Source organism: Ephemeroptericola cinctiostellae, assembly GCF_003339525.1.
In the GTDB taxonomy this organism is placed as follows: Bacteria; Pseudomonadota; Gammaproteobacteria; order Burkholderiales; family Burkholderiaceae; genus Hydromonas; species Hydromonas cinctiostellae.
On the sequence record NZ_CP031124.1, the window covers coordinates 2,405,948 to 2,424,659 of the forward strand.

Genomic DNA, 18,712 nt, shown 5'->3' on the forward strand with positions numbered 1-18,712 from the left:
GATGCAAATACAAAAGCCAACGACTTAAAAACCCCTACATACCCAGCCCAATTCAATCATAGCTCAATCATGACTCAATCGAAGCTGCACATGTTGCATCACAGCTTCAACAGATGGCCAACTGGGCTCATGTTTGACATAGCTGACATGATCGCCCACTGCGCCATATGTTTCAAACTTCGTGCGATTGAGGACGCTGATCGTTTTCACACCCACACCAGCCGCCAGATGCCCAGGTCCAGTATCGTTTGCGACAACGCACTTGGCGTATTTTAAAACCGCTGCATATTCAGACAAACTCAGATTTTTCAATGCAGGAATATTGCTGTATTGACTTTGCCATGTTTCTTCTTCGTTAGGTGCTGGGCAACACACCACAGGCCAGCCTATTTTCACAAGATGATTTGCAAATGAACCAAACTCTGGCCATTTTTTGTCTTGCCCCTCAAAGTTTCCTGCTGCAAATGGGCACAGAACAATGTATTCCCCTTGGCTCAAACCATGCTCTTTCAAATAATCATGCGCAATCGAATGCTCTACTTCTGGATTGATTTTAAAGTCTATACTTTTGGGCGCTGGTTGTGTTTCATTAAAAAAGGCATTCCCTAAATCCCAATAGCGCTTATAAATACTGCTCGCCTTGTTCGGCATCTTCACTTTTTGTTTCAGAAACAAAGCTCGCCCCTCATGCGCATGCGCCAACACATGCAAGCCTGCAAGAAAAGGTTCAAAAACCGATCCAAATGACGTTGGAAAGACAATGGCATTGATGCCATTAGGCAATTGATTTTCAGCCTGAAGCTGATTTTTAATCGTTAAATACTGCGCACGACGCTCAAAAACTTTGGCAGGTAATTTGTACGTCTGCCACTCAGGGTATCCACTGAGCAGATCTTTAAGCCAACCTTTACCAACAATATGCAAATGATAGTGCTCGGACAGACGCATCCAAACGGGGAGACAGTAAATGGTGTCGCCAATCCAATTGGGTGCACGCAAAATAAGGGCTTGTTTTTTCATATATTTTTTCATTGAGAATTAAACGCCAACACCAACCCAATTGGCACAAACACCACCGACAGCACATTACCAATCAACACAATCGCCGCCACTTTGGACGGCTCTTGCTTATAATAATCCGCCATCATAAAACACGACACGGCAGGTGGCAAACTCGCGAACAGATACACTTGCGCCATCTGCCCAGCATTCAAATCCAGCACATTAAAACGCTGCAAACCAACAGCAAACAACAAGCTGCCCACAGGGCACAAGACACCACCGAGTATTCCAATCTTAAACTCTTTCCAGTCAATGTCCAACAAACGCACACCCAACGAGAACATCATCAAAGTGATCGCAGCCTGTGTAAAAAATAAAAATGTTTGCTGCAACACAGGATGCACAGGAATGCGCAACAAAGCAATTGCCAAACTGGCGGCAATCGCCCAAATGATGGGGGTATTAAACGGTTTCAAGCTCAAATGTCCGCCAGTTAAAATCAACACCCCAACCGAAAAATACAATAAATTGCACATCACAAACAACACCGCCGCAGGCGCAAAACCAGCACCTCCAAAAGCCAATATCGCCAAAGGCAAACCCATGTTACCGCAATTGTTATAAATCAACGTCGGCACCAAGGTCTTGACATCCACCCCACACAAACGCGCCACCCCATACCCCAGCAACGCCCCACCCGTCACCACCACAAAGCCCGCCATCAACAACGCACCATTCGCGTAAATATCAAAACCCTTCTGACTCAAGGCGCCCAAAAACATCATCGGAGTAAAAAAATCCATGACCAAAGGATTCAATTCAGCCATTTGAGCACGCGCCTTGATGGGTCGCAAGCGACCATACACATAACCGCACACAATCACACTGAGCACGGGCAAAACGATGGCAATAATTTTGTAAAACAATTCGGTCATAACGTGATCACAGGCAATTGATAAAGCCCACCCTTTTAAAAGCAGCAAAAAAACAATCAAATTGTAACACTTGAAGCACACAACGCTTCATCAATAGCGGTTCAGAAAAAGCATCAAAAAAATACCTTGCATTACAAAGTAGCTGGCGATATACTTTACATACCTTGCATTACAAGGCAAACGAAAGGCAAATATGAAAACACAACTCAGAAAAGGCGTACTGGAAATGTGCATCTTAGCAACGCTCAAACAAGCCGACAGCTACACCTACGAGCTTGTGCAACTGCTCAGCACACACATGGCGATCAGTGAAGGAACCATTTACCCAATCATGCGCCGCCTGCAAAATGACAATCTGGTCGAAACCTACCTACAAGAATCACAAGCAGGCCCCGCACGAAAATACTACCGCCTCACCAAGACGGGTCAGCACCAACTCAAAGACATGCTGTTTCAATGGCAAGAATTTTCAAATGAAGTCAACAGCGTTTTGTCATTGGCTTTAACCACTCAACAGGAGGACATATCATGAACCGCGATGCCTTTTTAGCCGCACTCAAAGCACAGTTGAATCAACTGCCAACCGCTCAACGCGACGACATCATCAGCGACTACGCACAGTATTTTGACGATGCCATGACTGCAGGCCGTAACGAAACAGATGTCATCGCCCAACTGGGCACCCCGCAACAACTGGCGCGTGAACTTTTTGCACAGCATCAATTGGACGCATGGGAAGCCCACAAAACGCCCAACAATTTCATTTCTGTGCTGACCTCCAGTTTTCGTTTGGGAGCCATTCGTTTCGGCCTGTCATTGCCATTCCTACTGGGCGTCATCGGCAGTGCACTTTTGAGCCTGATCAGCTACATTGTCTTCATCACAGGCATATTGTGGTTGTGCTTAAGCCTCAGCCAAATATTTTTTAGCTGGCCTGCACCCAATCAGTTCATACTCAACGACAGCGGCATTGGCCCTTGGTTTGTGATGACAGACAGCGACATGAATGCACCCGCCATTGACATCATGGGTAAAGACAATCAAGCATTTAAAATCGAACATCAACCCGATGGCGGCGTCACCCTGCACGCACGTGACCGCAATGGCGAGCTCACACTCATCAAAAATGCCGATGGCTCAATCAAAACACTGGATGTCAAAAAAGGAGAGGAACACTTACAAATCAGCCGTTTGCACACAATCAGCCCATTTGAGCGTTTATTGCTGTCTCTTGGCATGATTTTGGCCAGTTTTTTCAGCATTCGCTTGGCGAAAAAATGGTGGGTGCGCACATGGGCATGGTGGCGTGCGGAATTAGACAAGCACATCGTCACACATTAATCGACAAAAAAATGGCGCATGACGCGCCATTTTCACTCAAAACGTGGATGCTCACAAAATCAATGGATGCTCACAAAATCAAAACACATGACCTCACGCCACACCAATCGGCTTCGGCAACCCCAACGTGCCCCCCAAATAGTACATGCACAAAACACCCAGAACCATCGCCAGCACACCCAGAAGAATAAAACGACTGGCATACGCCGTTCTCTTGTAATTCATCAAACAAATCACCGCCACCAAAGGCGGCACCAAAATGGATGAAATCAACGCCACATACTTCCACTTAGAACTGCTTACCAAACTTGGAATGACCACCAAGCCGAACATGTAGCCCAACAATAAAAAAAGACTGCCCACAGCAAAGGCAATCGCCATCACGTAAAACAACCATTCATTTTCTAAAATCATGCCGTCAACGCCAGTTTCTGAGCCTCAACCAACTCACCAATGCCTTTTTGCGCCAAAGCCAACAATGCGGTCAAATCCGTGCCGCTGAATGGTGCACCTTCTGCTGTACCTTGAATTTCAACAAAACCACCCGCGCCCGTCATCACCACATTCATATCGGTATCACAACCCGAATCCTCGTTGTAATCCAAATCCAACATCGGCACACCGTTGACCACGCCGACCGAAATCGCCGCAATCGCCTCGCGAATCGGGCTCTGCGCAATTTTCCCTTCACGCACCAACCACGCCACCGCATCGGATACCGCGACATACGCACCCGTGATGCTCGCCGTGCGCGTGCCGCCATCCGCTTGAATCACATCACAATCAACATGAATCGTGTACTCGCCCAATGCTTTCAAATCAACCACCGCACGCAAAGCACGACCAATCAAACGTTGAATCTCTTGCGTCCGTCCGGTCTGCTTGCCACGCGCCGCCTCACGGTCGCTGCGTGTGTGTGTCGCGCGCGGCAACATGCCATATTCCGCCGTCACCCAACCCTCACCACTGCCTTTTTTGTGCGGCGGCACTTTGGCCAACACACTCGCGGTGCACAACACTTTGGTTTCACCAAATGAAATCAAAACAGAACCTTCCGCATGCTTTGTATAGCCGCGCTCAATCGTCACATCACGCAATTGGTCGGGCGCACGCCCCTGTCCTCGGTGTATCATATAACCTCATCAAAAATTTAAAGCACGAAACACATGTACTTCTAAAGCACGTTTCCACTTTTTCATATATTCCAAAGAAAAACATTATACATGAGCCACCCCACCGATTTAAACGTTTACAGCATGACTGGCTTTGGCAATGCCGAAATCAACAGCAGCGCGTGCAAACTGACCCTGCAACTCAAAAGCGTCAACAGCCGTTACTTGGACTTGTCATTCAAAACACCAGAAGAACTGAGCTCCCACGAAGGCCTGATTCGCGACGCCATTTTTGCCCGCATCAAACGCGGTAAAATTGAATGTAAAATTGGCTGGCAAAATACAAGCACCCTCACAGACACACACACCACCATCCATGCTGAAACCCTGCAACAGGTGCTCGACTTGCAGCAGCAAATTCTCAATCACAGCGCAACCGCGCAACCGATGACCGTCCACACCCTGCTCAACTGGCCAGGCGTACTGCCCAGTAGCAGTGGCGCACCCTCCGCCCTCACACAAGTGCAAGCAACCGAAATCGATGCCCTGATTAACGATGCCATCACCGCGTTTCTTGCCAGCCGTGCAGGTGAAGGCGCACATTTGGCGCAAACACTGAACGACCGCCTCAACGCCATCGCAACGATTGTTGACAGCCTGCGCATCCAGCTCCCTGAATTGCTCGCTCACCAAGAAGCCCGACTCGCCGAACGCCTACTCAAAGCCGTCGATGCCGCCAAAGGCGATGTCGCCATCGCCACCAGCGCAATCCCCACTGAAGAGCTCATTGAACGCATTCGCCAAGAAGCCAGCCTGACCGCCATCCGCATCGACGTCGCCGAAGAACTCGATCGACTCGACGGTCACATCGCCAACGCCCGTAAAACACTCAAAAACGGCGGCAGCATCGGTAAAAAGCTTGACTTCCTCATGCAAGAATTCAACCGCGAAGCCAATACATTGGGCTCAAAATCGGCCAGCCTGCTGCAAACCCAAGCCTCAATGGACTTGAAACTCATCATTGAACAAATGCGCGAGCAAGTACAGAATATCGAATAAATGGCAACACAATGGACAGCATGATTAACTGGCTTCTTTCTGTGCTGGCCGAACTTGTTTTTTACAACACGGGCGCACTGGCGTTGCGCCTGCTGAGTTTTGGTCAAATTAAACTGGATTATTCAAAGCTGTCCATCTCTCAATCAAACTTCGTTGCCCTGTTTGGTTTGATCATCTGGATCGGACTTGTTTTAATGATTGTTGCTGTATTTTTTCAGTAAAAACGACATCACCCTTATTTCTTACTAACACCTTTAATCGCGCACAGGACTGCACCATGCCCGTCAATAAACCCCATCTCCCAGGTACATTATTCGTCGTCGCCGCACCGAGCGGCGCAGGCAAATCCACTTTGGTTAACGCTTTGCTGTCCAAGGAAGACAACATCCAACTGTCTGTGTCCTACACCACGCGCGCACCTCGCGTGGGCGAAATCGATGGACAATCGTATCATTTCACCACAGTCGAGGACTTCTTGGAACGCCAAACCAAGGATGAGTTCATCGAATCCGCTGAGGTTCATGGCAATTACTACGGCACGTCGAAAGCGTGGATCAATCAAGCACTTGCCAGTGGGCGCGATGTGTTGCTGGAAATTGATTGGCAAGGTGCGCAACAGGTGCGCGCACATTTCCCACACATGGTTGGCATTTTCATTTTGCCGCCCTCACTGATGGCACTGCAAGAGCGTTTACACAAGCGCGGTACAGACACTGAGGACGTGATTACCCGTCGCTTGCTTGCTGCGGGTGGCGAAATGGCGCACGCACCTGAGTTTGAATATGTTATCATTAACGAAAATTTGGACAGTGCATTGCGCAATTTGATGCACATTGTCGCTGCGGCGCGTTTACGCTTTAATCAGCAATTTTCGCGCCAGCCCAATTTATTTTATGATTTAGGCATTCACGCCAAATAATTGAAGGAAAATCCATGGCTCGCATCACCGTTGAAGATTGCTTAAAGCAAATCCCGAACCGTTTTGAAATGACTTTGTCAGCAACCTACCGCGCACGTCAATTGGCGCAAGGCCACACCCCAAAAGTATTGGGTACGGCCAACGACAAGCCGACTGTGATTGCTTTAAAAGAAATCGCTGAAGGCGTCGTCGGTATTGAAATGCTTCTGAAAGTACCGAACTAACTAAGCGTCGGCTCACCACCGTAAAAGCCATTGCCTCAGCACAATGGCTTTTTTTAACGCTAAAATTTGCTGATTCATCAATGCATCGTATCCAGCGGGTTCCAATCGAATGTCTGGTGATGGTTATAGACACTTCTAAAAACGTTTGTGCTCACTCATATTGCAGTGCACATTGTTTTTGCAACAATGTATTTTAAACTGAACGTTCTTTCTTTTTTAAAACCTTACAAGTGATTTAATCAATGCCCAAACGCCCTCCTTCGCCACCACACACGCCAGACACCTTTGCGGCGAGCACCATCATGGCAAGCTCAATGGCGCACAAGCAACACCATGCAGATTTAATCAAAGTGGGTTTAGAAAACCTATTCACTCAGTTATCGACTTACTTGTCAGAGGCCGACTGCGCGCGCGTGCGCGCTGCATTTCTAGTGGCCGATGCCGCCCACCTCGGCCAGTATCGACAAACAGGTGAACCGTACATCACACACCCCGTTGCAGTGGCGACTTTGTGCGCCACATGGAAACTGGACACCCAATCCATCATGGCCGCTTTGCTGCACGATGTATTGGAAGACACCGGCACCGATAAAATCACTTTGGCGCATGAATTTGGCGCACCCGTCGCCAATCTGGTGGATGGTTTATCCAAACTTGACAAACTGCATTTTGACAGCAAAGAAACTCAACAGGCCGAAAGCTTCCGTAAAATGCTGCTGGCGATGGCAGATGATGTGCGGGTGATTTTAGTGAAATTGGCTGATCGCCTACACAATTTGTCGACCATGGAAACATTGCAATGGGCCAAGCGCCGTCGCATTGCACAAGAGACCCTTGACATTTATGCACCGATTGCACACCGTTTGGGTTTGGACGGCATTTATCGACAATTACAAGATTTATGCTTTCAACAAATTCACCCCATGCGTGCGGCTGTGATTGAAAAGGCGCTCAAACGCCGACGCCAACAAAAGCGCGAATTGTTCACCAAAATCGTCGACCAAGTCCAGGACGCTTTTGCCCAGTCCAATCTGGATGCAGACCTGTCTGGCCGTGAAAAAAATCTCGCCAGCATTTATCATAAAATGAAGTCTAAAAAACTGAGTTTATCCAAAGTCTTGGATGTGTATGCGTTCCGCATCATCGTACCGATGCGCAACGACTGCTACCTCGCACTGGGAATTTTGCATGGTTTATTTAACTTCGTGCCGGGTCGCTTTAAAGATTACATTTCTCTCACCAAGAAAAACGGTTATCAGTCACTGCACACCACCGTGCTTGGTCCTTATGGCACGCCCGTCGAATTTCAAATTCGCACATATGACATGCATCGAATCGCAGAGTCAGGCATTGCCACGCATTGGCTGTACAAAGACAATGACGTGAGCTTCTCTGAAGTGCAAAAACAATCACACACGACATTGCAATCGTTGTTTCATATTCAACAAAAAACCAATGATTCCATTGAATTTCTTGAGCACATTAAAGTGGACTTATCGCCCGATGCAATTTATGTGTTTACGCCAAAATCTCGCATTTTGACCCTGCCACGTCACGCGACCGTACTTGACTTCGCTTATAGCATTCACACCGATGTCGGCTCACACGCGGTTTCAGGCCGCATCAATGGTGTGGAAGCAGGTCTATCAACAGAGCTGCGTAACGGAGATCGAATTGAAATCATCACCAACCCCACCGCCGCCCCTCATCCTTCATGGCTGAAATGGGTCAAAACAGGCAAAGCCCGATCAGAGTTACGCCATTATTTAAAATCTCAACGCGTCTCCGAATCCGCGCATTTGGGCGAACAACTGTTCCGCCAAGCTTTAGACACCATTCACCTGCCATACCCAGATGAAGCTGAAAAGGACATTTGGGACAAACTGCTCGCAGACTCAGGCTGTAAAACCAAAGAAGAGTTATTTTCTGAAATAGGGCTGGGCATTCGTCCAGCCAACATCACCGCTCAACGCTTGTTGATGGTGATGCCCAACAATGCATCAAACATCGTTCGCACATCAGAACAATCGCTGGTCAGCACAGGCATAGAACGTTTGGTCATTCGAGGCGATGAAGCCAATACCATCACCTTATCAAAATGCTGCCATCCCATCCGAGGAGACGCCATCATCGGTCACCTCATGCGCCGACAAGGCTTGGTGGTGCACACCGCTGACTGCCCGAACGCTCGCTCACAACGTGCGCAAGACAACCTGCGTTGGATCTCGCTTGAATGGGACTTACAAGCCGAATTGGCCGACCCATTCCCCGTTGCATTGCAAATCATCGCAGGTGATGAGCGCGGTTTATTGGCAAAAGTGGCCAGTAAAATCAGTGAAGCAGGTGCCAACATCGAAGTGGTTCACTCTCAAGTATTGCACAACCATGTACACGTCGACATCGTCATCGATGTCACCGATCGTGTGCATTTGGCACAAGTCTTTAAGAACCTGCGCACCTTGACACGCGTTGAAAAAATTGCGCGCCGATTTGGACATAAAGCAAAACGCTGATGCATGACGAATCAACCCGCATCACATGTGTTTATGGCATATAATCAAAAAATTAAAAGCGACTGCAATGCAGTCGCTTTTTAAAAAAATTTATAATGTCCGTCATCAATCGCCCGCCATGCTGTGCGTGGCTCATGTGATTTTCTTATGTTTTATGCGGTTTCAATCTCAATGACTGTGTTTAATATTTTTAATACTGTGTCTATTATCCACTCAAACCATTTCTCTTAAACAATCGCAAAATGGGGTTCTACTTTGTGATTAACCTTGCGGAACATGTATATGTCAACCATCGCTTACGTATTTATTGCATTCATTGCTTGTTTACATCTGTACATTCTTGTTTTAGAAATGTTTTGGTGGAACACCCCCAAAGGGCAGAAGGCATTCAAACTCACACCTGAATTCACAGCTCAAACCACAGCACTGGCGGCCAATCAAGGCCTATACAATGGTTTTCTGGCCGCAGGACTGTTTTGGTCTTTGTTGCACCCAAACCCCGCATTTGCCAAACAAATTGCGTTGTTTTTCTTATGCTGTGTCGCCATCGCAGGTGTTTACGGGGCGCTGACAGCCGCAAAAAAAATCCTTTATATTCAAACAGTTCCTGCCGTTCTTGGAATTTCAGCCGTTCTTTTGAGCTAAAAATGCGCAAAACCGTATTTTTATGTGCATTGGTGCGATAAAAACGGCATAATAAGCCATCCTTTTATGACAATAGAATGACTAAATCCGTAGATTTCTCATACACCTGATTCAATTAAGACCCGATTGGAAAACTATGCTCTATCAAGTTCGTGAATGGCAACGTGCCTTATTGAAACCCCTGACCAACGCCGCACATCATGTCGCGCAAATTGCTTCAAGCCCAATGAACCCATGGGCTTATACCACAGCAGGTCAGCACATGTATGCAGGCTTTGAACTCCTGCACCGTTTGGGCAAAGAATACGAAAAACCCGCTTTTAACATCAACTCTGTTCAAGTCAATGGTAAAGAAACAGCCATTACCGAGCGCACAGCCATCAAACACGCATTTTGTAATTTAATCGAGTTTGTTCGTGATGTCCCTGCCGATGTGGCCAAAAACAGCCCAACCGTCATGGTGTGCGCGCCTTTATCAGGTCATCATTCCACCTTGTTGCGCGACACAGTACGCACCTTATTGCAAGACCACAATGTCTTCATCACCGACTGGGTGGACGCGCGCATGGTGCCACTGTCTGAAGGCTCATTTGGCCTCAACGATTACATTCATTACATCCAAGATTTCATTCGCCAACTGGGCGGCAAAGTGCACCTGCTTTCGGTCTGTCAACCCACAGTACCCGTTTTGGCAGCAGTCTCATTGATGGCCAGTGCGGGCGAGCCGTTGCCCTTATCCATGACCATGATGGGCGGTCCAATCGATACGCGTCAAAGCCCCACCGAGGTCAATGATTTGGCCACTGAACGCCCTTTGTCGTGGTTTCAAACCAATGTGATTTACACAGTCCCCACGAAATACCCTGGCTATATGCGCCACGTTTATCCAGGTTTCTTGCAACATGCAGGATTCGTCGCGATGAATCCAGGTCGTCATGCCAGCTCACATTGGGACTATTATCTCAATTTGCTCAAAGGCGATGATGAGGACACTGAGCAACACCGTCAATTCTATGACGAATACAATGCGGTGTTGGATTTACCTGCTGAATTCTACCTCGACACCATCCAAATCGTATTCCAAGAGCACGCCTTACCTCGTGGCACATGGCATGTGAACGGTCATCGTGTTGCCCCAGAAGACATCAAAAACACGGGTTTATTAACAATTGAAGGTGAATTAGACGATATTTCAGGTCCTGGCCAAACCAAAGCGGCATTGGATTTATGCTCAGGCATTCCAAATACAGATAAAAAACACTACACGGCCATCGGCGCAGGTCACTACGGTATTTTCTCTGGCCGTCGTTGGCGTGAGTTGGTGTACCCAGAAGTGCGTGATTTTATTGCATCATTTGAAAAAAAATCAGCAGTGCCCAACGTACAAACCAAAACTGTTGAAGCCAAAACGAAAACCAATGCCGTGCAGAGCGAGAAAAAAAACCCTGCGGTAGCAATCCATCCATCCGTGCCCCAAGTGACGGCTAAAACCACTGCTGCAGCACCTGACGTTAAGGTTGAGGCCACCCCAACCCAAAGCAAAACGGTGATGGCAAAGCCAACAACAGACGTTAAAACGAAGGAAACGGCAATACAACCTGTTGCAAAAGCAGCACGACCCAAAGCAGTGATTGAAAGCAAAGCAGCTGCAGTGGCTCAAACAGCGGGGAAAACCGAAGCCAAGGCCAAGCCAATTAAAGTCGCAACACCTGTGAAAGCCGCATTACCTGCTGCTGCCGCTGCCGAAGCAAAAACCGTTGAAATCAAAACAGCTGATGTGGTGAAGCCATCACGCACAGCCGCTGAGATTAAAACAGAAACCTCCGCAAAACAAGCGGCTGTTAAAATTGACTATGCGGGCATGGCCAATGTCAAAAAAGACAACGAAGTAAAAAAATAAACTTTTTTTACAGGTAAAAAAACAATCCGCACGTTCATCACGTGCGGATTTGTATTTTTAAAATCATCATGAAACTCACAGGCCAGCCAAGCTTTCGATGTTTAGAAAAGGTGTTTATAAAGGGCGTGTGATTTTTTCCTGGATGTTTGCGGATGCCTCTTAAAAACCCTCTTTGAATTAAAGCATTGCAAATGTAAAACTTTACTTTTACGATTGACCCTATGAATCAAAACAAGACCGCCATCATGCCCGACAACCACAACGAACCCACCTTGACGCTTGAGCAACTGGCCAACCGCATCAACGATGTGTTACCACAAACGCAGTGCACACAGTGTGGCTACACAGGTTGTGCGCCTTATGCGCGCGCCATCGTTTTTGATCATGTGGACATCAATCAGTGCCCTCCTGGTGGTGCCGCAGGCATTGCACTGCTGTCCAGCATCACAGCACGCCCGATCCTACCCCTCAATCCAGACAATGGCTTTGAAATGCCTCGGCATGAGGCCAAAATCATCGAGGCCGATTGCATTGGCTGCACCAAATGCATTCAAGCGTGTCCAGTGGATGCCATCATGGGCACGTCCAAGCACATGCACACCGTGCTGACAGACCTTTGCACGGGCTGTGGCCTGTGCGTTCCACCATGCCCTGTGGACTGCATCGAAATGCCTTTGGCACAAGACACGGGTTGGTCAGCCACACAAGCCCAACACGCTAGAATACAATTTGAGTTCCGAACCATGCGCTTGGTTCGCGAAAAAAATGAATTGAACGCTCATCGCCTTGAAAAATCGCATGCCAAACATCAATTACAGCACGATCAAAATCACCATGAGACCGACGACACCAGCAAAAAGCAGGCCATTGTTGCTGCTGCGTTGGCAAGAGCCCGTGCGCGACGGCAATGATGGGCATTCGTTTTATTTCTAGTCAAAAAATCATTCGATGCGTCATTGCAGGTTTGACCACAAACCCCAGTTTGGGGCGGTATCGTATCGAGTATGGCATGACGGAACACCTGTATTTTGACCATAAACGTTTTGCCAATTGTTCCAAAAACTCACTTGTTTACACGTAGACAACACGGCTTTTCACTAACCCTTATCGTTACAGCGATGAATGCGTCACATGCACCACTTCAAATGGTTTTAAATCCAATCCATTGACTGTGTGTACTTGAGGGGAATGATTGAGTAACACCTCGCATGCCCCACCCGCACGAACAACGCATTCAATGCCATCGGATGTCAGCACAACAGGCAACTTTTGCTCTGCCGCAATTTGACCCACCACACGCAACAGCACCGAAGCCTCAACGCCTGCACCAATCACATAGGCCAAGCCTTCGCCATACGCATTGCGTGAGACGCAGGTCTTGTCCTGATAAAACGCATCATCGTAGCGGTACAACGACTCTGCTGTGGTCAGCTCAATCATGTCGCGCCATACCGTTGCAGTCCCCATTTGACCAGAATAACCGCCCTCTCCGACAATCACCACGTGTTCATTCACCAGCGCTTCACCTTCACGCACAACAACACCCAATACGTCACCGATGAGCGCGGGGGCATTTTTCAATAGGTGTAAATTATTGTCACGGTTTTTAATGGCGGTTCTAAAACCAGTGATCAGCGTGCCGCCTTTGGCAACAAAATCAGTCAATCGAGCCGCCAGCGATTCATCCATGATTTGCATGGCGGGCATGACCACAACCTTATAATTTGAAAAGTCTTTATGGACGCTCAATACATCGGTCATGATGTTGTGTGCATGAAAAGGTGTGTACAAACGCATGAACTCTGTGGTGAAATCAAAACTCGCTGACTGCTGTTGAATCGCCCACGATTGAATGTTGTCATAATCGTACAGCACCGCCACCTCTGCATGAATGTCACTGTTCAGGGCGGTTTCATGTGGTGTGATGTCACGGATGAATGTTTGCACTTCAGCCAATTTTCGATTGTCTTGGTTGTCGACATCGAGAATGCCCAAACAAAATTGCTCCGCACCACGATCCATACCACGCCAACGAAAAAACAACATGTGCTCACAGCCACGCGCCATCGCTTGGTGCGCCCACAGTTTGGCTTGATTTGGTCTTGGTAAATAGCCGATCTGGTTGTGGCCTTGCGCCCCCATGAGCTCTTCAACAATCCAAAAATTCTTTTGCTTCAAACCACGGATATAGTCCAGCGTCATGGCGATTTGTGCAGGTGAAATCGGTGCCGTCAAACCACCCCATACAGGATAATTGTCGTATGAGACAAAATCCAAATCCTTGACCAATTCATTTTGATCGCAGGCCACATTAAAAAAACCACCAAATAAATTATGCGTGATCTGCTGATGTGAACCACACAAGGCTTTCACTGCACTGATTTGGATGTTGGCGAACTCATTAATGGTGTGCGAACGAAAGCGTGCCCAATCCAAACGTAAAGCAGGATTATGCGTGGTGATCGTCGGCGTGGGTATGGGGATTTCAATGAAATCATTGTAGGTTTGTCCCCAAAAAATGGTGCCATAAGCCTCATTCAGGGTTCGAATATTGTCATTGAATTTATCGCGCAAAAATGCTTGAAAAGCATGGTGACATTGATCGCAATAGCATTGATCTGAACCCTCATGACCAAATTCATTGTCAATCTGCCACGCAATGATGGCGGGCTCATCGGCGTAATGTTGAACCAATTTTTTCACAATGCGACGGGCATATTCACGGTACACAGGAGAGTTAAAACAATACTCGCGTCGGCCGCCAAATGCGTGGGCTTGCCCCTGTGCATTGTGTGACAAAATCGATGGGTGCGCTTTTGCCAACCACGCAGGAAAGGTCGCCGTGGGCGTGCCAAACATGACATTCAAGCCGTGATGCTTGGCTTTTTCAATCACCTCATCAAAGAATGAAAAATTAAATTTCCCTTCCGTGGGCTCCATCATGTGCCAAGCAAATTCACCGATGCGAATGATGTTCATACCAGAATCACGCATGCGCGCCATGTCCTCATCCACCATCGCTGCACCCAATTGCATCCATTGCTCAGGGTAATAATCCACGCCTAAATACATTGTGTCACCTTCAATTCATCACAAAATAAAAATCCATTTTGTGTTTTTATTAAACACCCAACTGCGCCCAGCCTGCACTGAAGCTCACGTCACACCGTATCGAAGCAAAACCGTGTGTGCTGACGGTATGTTTGATTGGGATACAGTGCCGCGGCATGGTCGCCATTTGACGCGGATCGGTGTGGTAATTTTTGTGTTTCAATACACAAAGCATCGTGTGCTTGCCCCACCACACCGTGGCGTAAAGCTTCATGCCCAGCGTAATTGTGTGCGTACAGCACAACACATGGCTGATCCGTAAATACCTGTAAACGGCGGCCACTGAGCTCATCTTGTAATACCACTTGAGCTTGAGCCCGAGCCTGATTTGCAATCACATCCGCCAATACAAAATAATGGTCAATCCCACGCGCCAAAGCCAAGCGCACATCGGCGCTGCACAATGTGGCATCCAAAGGACGCAAAGTACGAAACTCAAAGTCACTGTTCGCCACCGACCACTCGCCCCCCGTGACCAACAAATCAGCATCCATTTCACACACGGTGGCCGCCTGCACTTGCAACACATGGTCGTGCACCGTGCGCCGTGTGCGACCCGATAAATTAAAATAGGCGTGGTGGGTCAAATTGCAGAGTGTCGGTGCATCGGTATTCGCTTGATAATCCACACTGAGTTGATTGTCGTCATTTAAAGTGTAAATGACTGTGACATCCAATATGCCAGGGTAAGCATTTTCATCCGCCTCGCTGCGGTAATGAAAGGCCACGCTCAAACCCAATTCCGATTCACTCACGTCACCCACTTGCCACACTTGGTGACTCATCGCAGCCGCACCACCATGCAGATGGTGCTCACCTTGATTGTTCGGTAATTGATAATCTGTGCCATCCAAATGAAACCGCCCATGGGCAATCCGCCCCGCAACACGCCCCACGATGCAACCAAAATAAGGGCCATTCTCCAAATAAGTCCCCATGTCCTCATGCGCCAGCGTGACACTTTCAACCACCCCATCACGGTCTGCAGTGCACACATCAACCAAGGTTGCGCCCCAATTCATCAACTCAACCACCATGCCACGGCGATTGGTTAAAGTAAAATGCTGTACACCCCGATCACCGAGCTGAATCTGTGTCTGAACAATACCCATATCGACCTTGTTAGTAAAACGTGACCAAAATAAACGTCACTTCAACGTTACTCAATTAAACGTTGTTTTTAAATGCACAAATGCATTTTTTCATTTCTGTATTTAATGCATTTGCTTCGTATCTCTGTTTAAAACAGCCCTTAAAAATCACTTAGAAACTGTTTAAATGCTGTAATGCCTGCATCCGTTTGTTTAAACACGCCCGCGTGAACCAGTACCTGCTCAAACACGCGCCCCACTTGAGCACGCACAAATGTTTGAGCATCGCTGTGGCCATCGTATTCTTTCGCCACAGCTGCAAACCATGCGGCATGTGCGCTCAATTCTGGATAATCATTGAACTGTGCTTGCCCCTCAAGGCAACGCTGCATGATTGCCATCGATGCAGCCAAACGATCAGGCAATACCGCCAACCCCATCACCTCAATCAAACCAATGTTTTCTTTTTTAATGTGATGCAACTCTTCATGCGGATGAAAAATCCCAAGCGGGTGTTCAGCCGATGTGCGGTTATTGCGCAACACCAAATCCAATTCAAACAGACCATTGCGCTGGCGAGCTATCGGCGTGATGGTGTTATGCGGCGTGTGCTCTTCGCCCGAAAAAGCCAACACCTCCACCGAAGCATCGCTATACGCGCGCCAACGACGCAGCACATCATCGGCAACCGACAGCACACTTGCCGCATGCTCACCAACCAAACGCACCACCGACATGGGCCAATGCAAAAGGTGCATGGTCACGTCGGGTTGCTGACTGGACACTTGTGAGTGCAAAGGCTGCGCATTCGCCATCGCAAATTCATAACGCCCACCCTGAAAATGATCGTGACTCAAAATAGAACCACCGACAATCGGCAAATCGGCATTTGAACCCACAAAATAATGTGGAAACTGCTCAACAAACGACAGCAAACGGGCAAACGTTTGTTTTGAAATCGACATCGGCTCATGTGTCGCTTTCAAGACGATGCAATGTTCCGTATAGTATTCATAAGGTGAATACTGCAAAAACCAAGGCTCATCGCACAAATTCAAAGGCATCAAGCGCAGGTTCTGCCGCGCAGGATGATTGACTCGCCCCGCATACCCCTCATTTTCTCGACACAGCAAACACAGTGGATATGCTTCACTTTTACTTGCACCCTCCGCAATGATGGCCTTAGGGTCTTTCTCGGGCTTAGACAGATTCACTGTGACATCCAAAACACCAAAAGGACTGTCATACACCCATGTTAAATTTTTCGCAATCCGTGCCACACGCACATAATTGCTGGCGCGTGATTGGTGGTAATACGCATCTGTGGCTTGCACAGGTGACTGAGCAAAATCATCTGCAAAAGCACGCTGCGCCACCGATGGTGGCGGCAATAAACAATCCATCAAGGCCGTATCAAACAAATCCTTTTGCGTGATGCCATCGTTCGGCAACAGATTGCGCTCCAACGCACAAGCCAACAATTCATCCAGCAGCCCTTGCACGCCACCAAATGCAGGTGCAACCAACCCCGCATTTGGCTCAAACCATGAGTCTTGTTTCAACAACGCCATCAAACGATGGCGTACATACATCGCATCGCTGGGCAAACACAGTTGCTGCTCAATGCCATACTCGACAAGGCGAGCAATCGCAGTACACACCCTCATGCTGCCCCCAAATAACGTGCACCATCACCGATGCGCACATCATAAAATGTGGCCACAAAGCCTGTTGCTGCAGTGTAATCTGCGCTGACTTTGGCTTTAAACGCATCCACTTGATCCGCGGACACGAGCATCACCGTACAGCCCCCAAAACCTGCACCCGTCATGCGTGCACCCACCGCACCGTGCCGCCATGCGGCATCGACCAAAGCATCCAAGTGCTCCCCCGTCACCGCATAATCGTCACGTAAAGACACATGCGACGCATTCATCAAATCACCAAAAGCCTTTAAATCACCTTGCTGCAAAACATTCACCGCCTCCAACGTGCGCTGGTTTTCGCTCACCGCATGCCATGCACGCTGACGCTGAGTGGCATTTTCAATCAGGTGGGCATGTGCGTGAAACTGCGCCAAGCTCAATTCGCACAACGCACTGATGGGTAAAGCACTTTTCAAAGCCAACAAGGCCGCCTCACACTCTGCACGACGTTCGTTGTATTTCGAATCACTGAGCTCTCGGCGTTTATTCGTGTTCGCAATCAACAACACATGGTCATCGCCCAAATCCAGAGGCACATGTTGATAAGCCAAACTGTTCGTGTTGAGCAGCATCGCGTGTGCGGCACAACCCATGCCACTGGCAAATTGATCCATGATGCCGCAATTCATGCCATTGAATTGATTTTCTGCCTGTTGGCCAACTTTAACCAATTCAATTTGAGGCCAGTTCAATGCAAACACATGATTGACCAACACCGCCGTGGCCAACTCAATCGAAGCCGATGAAGACAGGCCGGCACCATTTGGAATGTTGCCAAAAAACAAAATGTCTGCACCATGCCCCATGCTCGCACCTTTGTCCTGCATGATTTTAAACACCCCCGCAGGGTAGTTCGCCCAATCGTTGACCGCATCATAAGCCATCGCATCGAGAGACAACTCCACAATGCCTTTGTCCGCAAAATTATTCGAAAACAAACGCAACAATCGATCATCACGACGACGCATCAGGGCATACGTGCCGACATCCAAAGCACAAGGAAAGACATGGCCACCATTGTAATCGATGTGCTCGCCAATCAAATTAACCCGACCTGGCGCAAAAAACACATCGGTCGCAGGTGATTTAAATTGTGTCAAAAAATCATCGTTTAATGCTTTTAAAAATTGCTCTGAACTCACTGTAACCCCATT

Annotated in this window: 18 protein-coding genes; 10 read left to right on the forward strand and 8 right to left on the reverse strand. The window is 48.1% G+C overall.

Features of this window, described 5'->3' with window-relative positions:
• Nucleotides 1–63: 63 nt before the first annotated feature.
• Both DTO96_RS10980 and DTO96_RS10985 read right to left on the reverse strand, forming a co-directional pair.
• On the reverse strand, nucleotides 64–1,020 hold the full coding sequence (locus DTO96_RS10980) for a glycosyltransferase family 9 protein (protein ID WP_157964428.1): 957 nt from the start codon (nucleotides 1,018–1,020) through the stop codon (nucleotides 64–66).
• Between the two features lie 8 nt (nucleotides 1,021–1,028).
• Nucleotides 1,029–1,937: an AEC family transporter gene (locus DTO96_RS10985; RefSeq protein ID WP_157964429.1), complete on the reverse strand. Its 909-nt coding sequence runs from the start codon at nucleotides 1,935–1,937 to the stop codon at nucleotides 1,029–1,031.
• A gap of 193 nt (nucleotides 1,938–2,130) precedes the next feature.
• On the opposite strand from DTO96_RS10985, the gene DTO96_RS10990 reads away from it, so the two are divergent.
• Nucleotides 2,131–2,469: a PadR family transcriptional regulator gene (locus tag DTO96_RS10990; RefSeq protein ID WP_114563538.1), complete on the forward strand. Its 339-nt coding sequence runs from the start codon at nucleotides 2,131–2,133 to the stop codon at nucleotides 2,467–2,469.
• Nucleotides 2,466–3,278 (forward strand): DUF1700 domain-containing protein, encoded by an 813-nt coding sequence (locus DTO96_RS10995; RefSeq protein WP_114563539.1) that lies wholly within the window; start codon nucleotides 2,466–2,468, stop codon nucleotides 3,276–3,278. Before DTO96_RS10990 ends, DTO96_RS10995 begins: the two co-directional genes overlap by 4 nt.
• Nucleotides 3,279–3,371: 93 nt before the next feature.
• Here the strand turns inward: DTO96_RS10995 and DTO96_RS11000 are convergent, their stop codons facing one another.
• Together DTO96_RS11000 and rph are read right to left on the reverse strand one after the other, a co-directional pair.
• The gene (locus DTO96_RS11000) at nucleotides 3,372–3,692 is read right to left on the reverse strand and encodes a hypothetical protein (RefSeq protein ID WP_114563540.1); all 321 of its coding nucleotides are present in this window, start codon (nucleotides 3,690–3,692) and stop codon (nucleotides 3,372–3,374) included.
• A complete protein-coding gene (rph, locus tag DTO96_RS11005; RefSeq protein WP_114563541.1) occupies nucleotides 3,689–4,411 on the reverse strand; it encodes a ribonuclease PH in 723 nt (240 codons plus the stop codon). The genes DTO96_RS11000 and rph overlap by 4 nt, the downstream gene beginning before the upstream one ends.
• 90 nt (nucleotides 4,412–4,501) lie before the next feature.
• Here rph and DTO96_RS11010 point away from each other — a divergent pair, with 90 nt between their 5' ends.
• The 8 genes from DTO96_RS11010 (at nucleotide 4,502) to DTO96_RS11045 (ending at nucleotide 12,561) form a co-directional block, all read left to right on the forward strand.
• Nucleotides 4,502–5,449, forward strand: a complete 948-nt coding sequence (locus tag DTO96_RS11010) for a YicC/YloC family endoribonuclease (RefSeq protein WP_114563542.1) — start codon at nucleotides 4,502–4,504, stop codon at nucleotides 5,447–5,449.
• A gap of 11 nt (nucleotides 5,450–5,460) precedes the next feature.
• On the forward strand, nucleotides 5,461–5,670 hold the full coding sequence (locus tag DTO96_RS11015) for a hypothetical protein (RefSeq protein WP_114563543.1): 210 nt from the start codon (nucleotides 5,461–5,463) through the stop codon (nucleotides 5,668–5,670).
• A gap of 56 nt (nucleotides 5,671–5,726) precedes the next feature.
• A complete protein-coding gene (gene gmk / locus DTO96_RS11020) occupies nucleotides 5,727–6,368 on the forward strand; it encodes a guanylate kinase (RefSeq protein ID WP_114563544.1) in 642 nt (213 codons plus the stop codon).
• Nucleotides 6,369–6,382: 14 nt separating this feature from the next.
• Nucleotides 6,383–6,592 (forward strand): DNA-directed RNA polymerase subunit omega, encoded by a 210-nt coding sequence (rpoZ, locus tag DTO96_RS11025; protein ID WP_114563545.1) that lies wholly within the window; start codon nucleotides 6,383–6,385, stop codon nucleotides 6,590–6,592.
• Nucleotides 6,593–6,834: 242 nt separating this feature from the next.
• On the forward strand, nucleotides 6,835–9,105 hold the full coding sequence (locus DTO96_RS11030; RefSeq protein ID WP_225972498.1) for a RelA/SpoT family protein: 2,271 nt from the start codon (nucleotides 6,835–6,837) through the stop codon (nucleotides 9,103–9,105).
• Between the two features lie 282 nt (nucleotides 9,106–9,387).
• On the forward strand, nucleotides 9,388–9,750 hold the full coding sequence (locus tag DTO96_RS11035; protein WP_114563546.1) for a DUF1304 domain-containing protein: 363 nt from the start codon (nucleotides 9,388–9,390) through the stop codon (nucleotides 9,748–9,750).
• Between the two features lie 136 nt (nucleotides 9,751–9,886).
• Nucleotides 9,887–11,650, forward strand: coding sequence for a polyhydroxyalkanoate depolymerase (locus DTO96_RS11040; RefSeq protein WP_114563547.1), 1,764 nt, complete (start codon nucleotides 9,887–9,889; stop codon nucleotides 11,648–11,650).
• A 221-nt stretch (nucleotides 11,651–11,871) separates the two neighbouring features.
• Nucleotides 11,872–12,561, forward strand: coding sequence for an RnfABCDGE type electron transport complex subunit B (locus DTO96_RS11045; RefSeq protein ID WP_225972499.1), 690 nt, complete (start codon nucleotides 11,872–11,874; stop codon nucleotides 12,559–12,561).
• A 199-nt stretch (nucleotides 12,562–12,760) separates the two neighbouring features.
• Here DTO96_RS11045 and DTO96_RS11050 read toward each other — a convergent pair whose 3' ends face one another.
• The 4 genes from DTO96_RS11050 to DTO96_RS11065 all read right to left on the reverse strand — a co-directional run bounded on the left by DTO96_RS11050 (nucleotide 12,761) and on the right by DTO96_RS11065 (nucleotide 18,700).
• The gene (locus DTO96_RS11050) at nucleotides 12,761–14,722 is read right to left on the reverse strand and encodes a beta-galactosidase (protein ID WP_114563548.1); all 1,962 of its coding nucleotides are present in this window, start codon (nucleotides 14,720–14,722) and stop codon (nucleotides 12,761–12,763) included.
• Nucleotides 14,723–14,811: 89 nt separating this feature from the next.
• Nucleotides 14,812–15,873, reverse strand: a complete 1,062-nt coding sequence (locus DTO96_RS11055; RefSeq protein ID WP_114563549.1) for an aldose epimerase family protein — start codon at nucleotides 15,871–15,873, stop codon at nucleotides 14,812–14,814.
• 140 nt (nucleotides 15,874–16,013) lie between these two features.
• Nucleotides 16,014–17,519, reverse strand: coding sequence for a UDP-glucose--hexose-1-phosphate uridylyltransferase (locus tag DTO96_RS11060; RefSeq protein WP_114563550.1), 1,506 nt, complete (start codon nucleotides 17,517–17,519; stop codon nucleotides 16,014–16,016).
• Nucleotides 17,516–18,700 carry a galactokinase gene (locus tag DTO96_RS11065; protein WP_114563551.1) on the reverse strand — a complete coding sequence of 395 codons (1,185 nt, stop codon included), beginning with the start codon at nucleotides 18,698–18,700 and terminating at the stop codon, nucleotides 17,516–17,518. The genes DTO96_RS11060 and DTO96_RS11065 overlap by 4 nt, the downstream gene beginning before the upstream one ends.
• Between the last annotated feature and the right edge of the window lie 12 nt (nucleotides 18,701–18,712).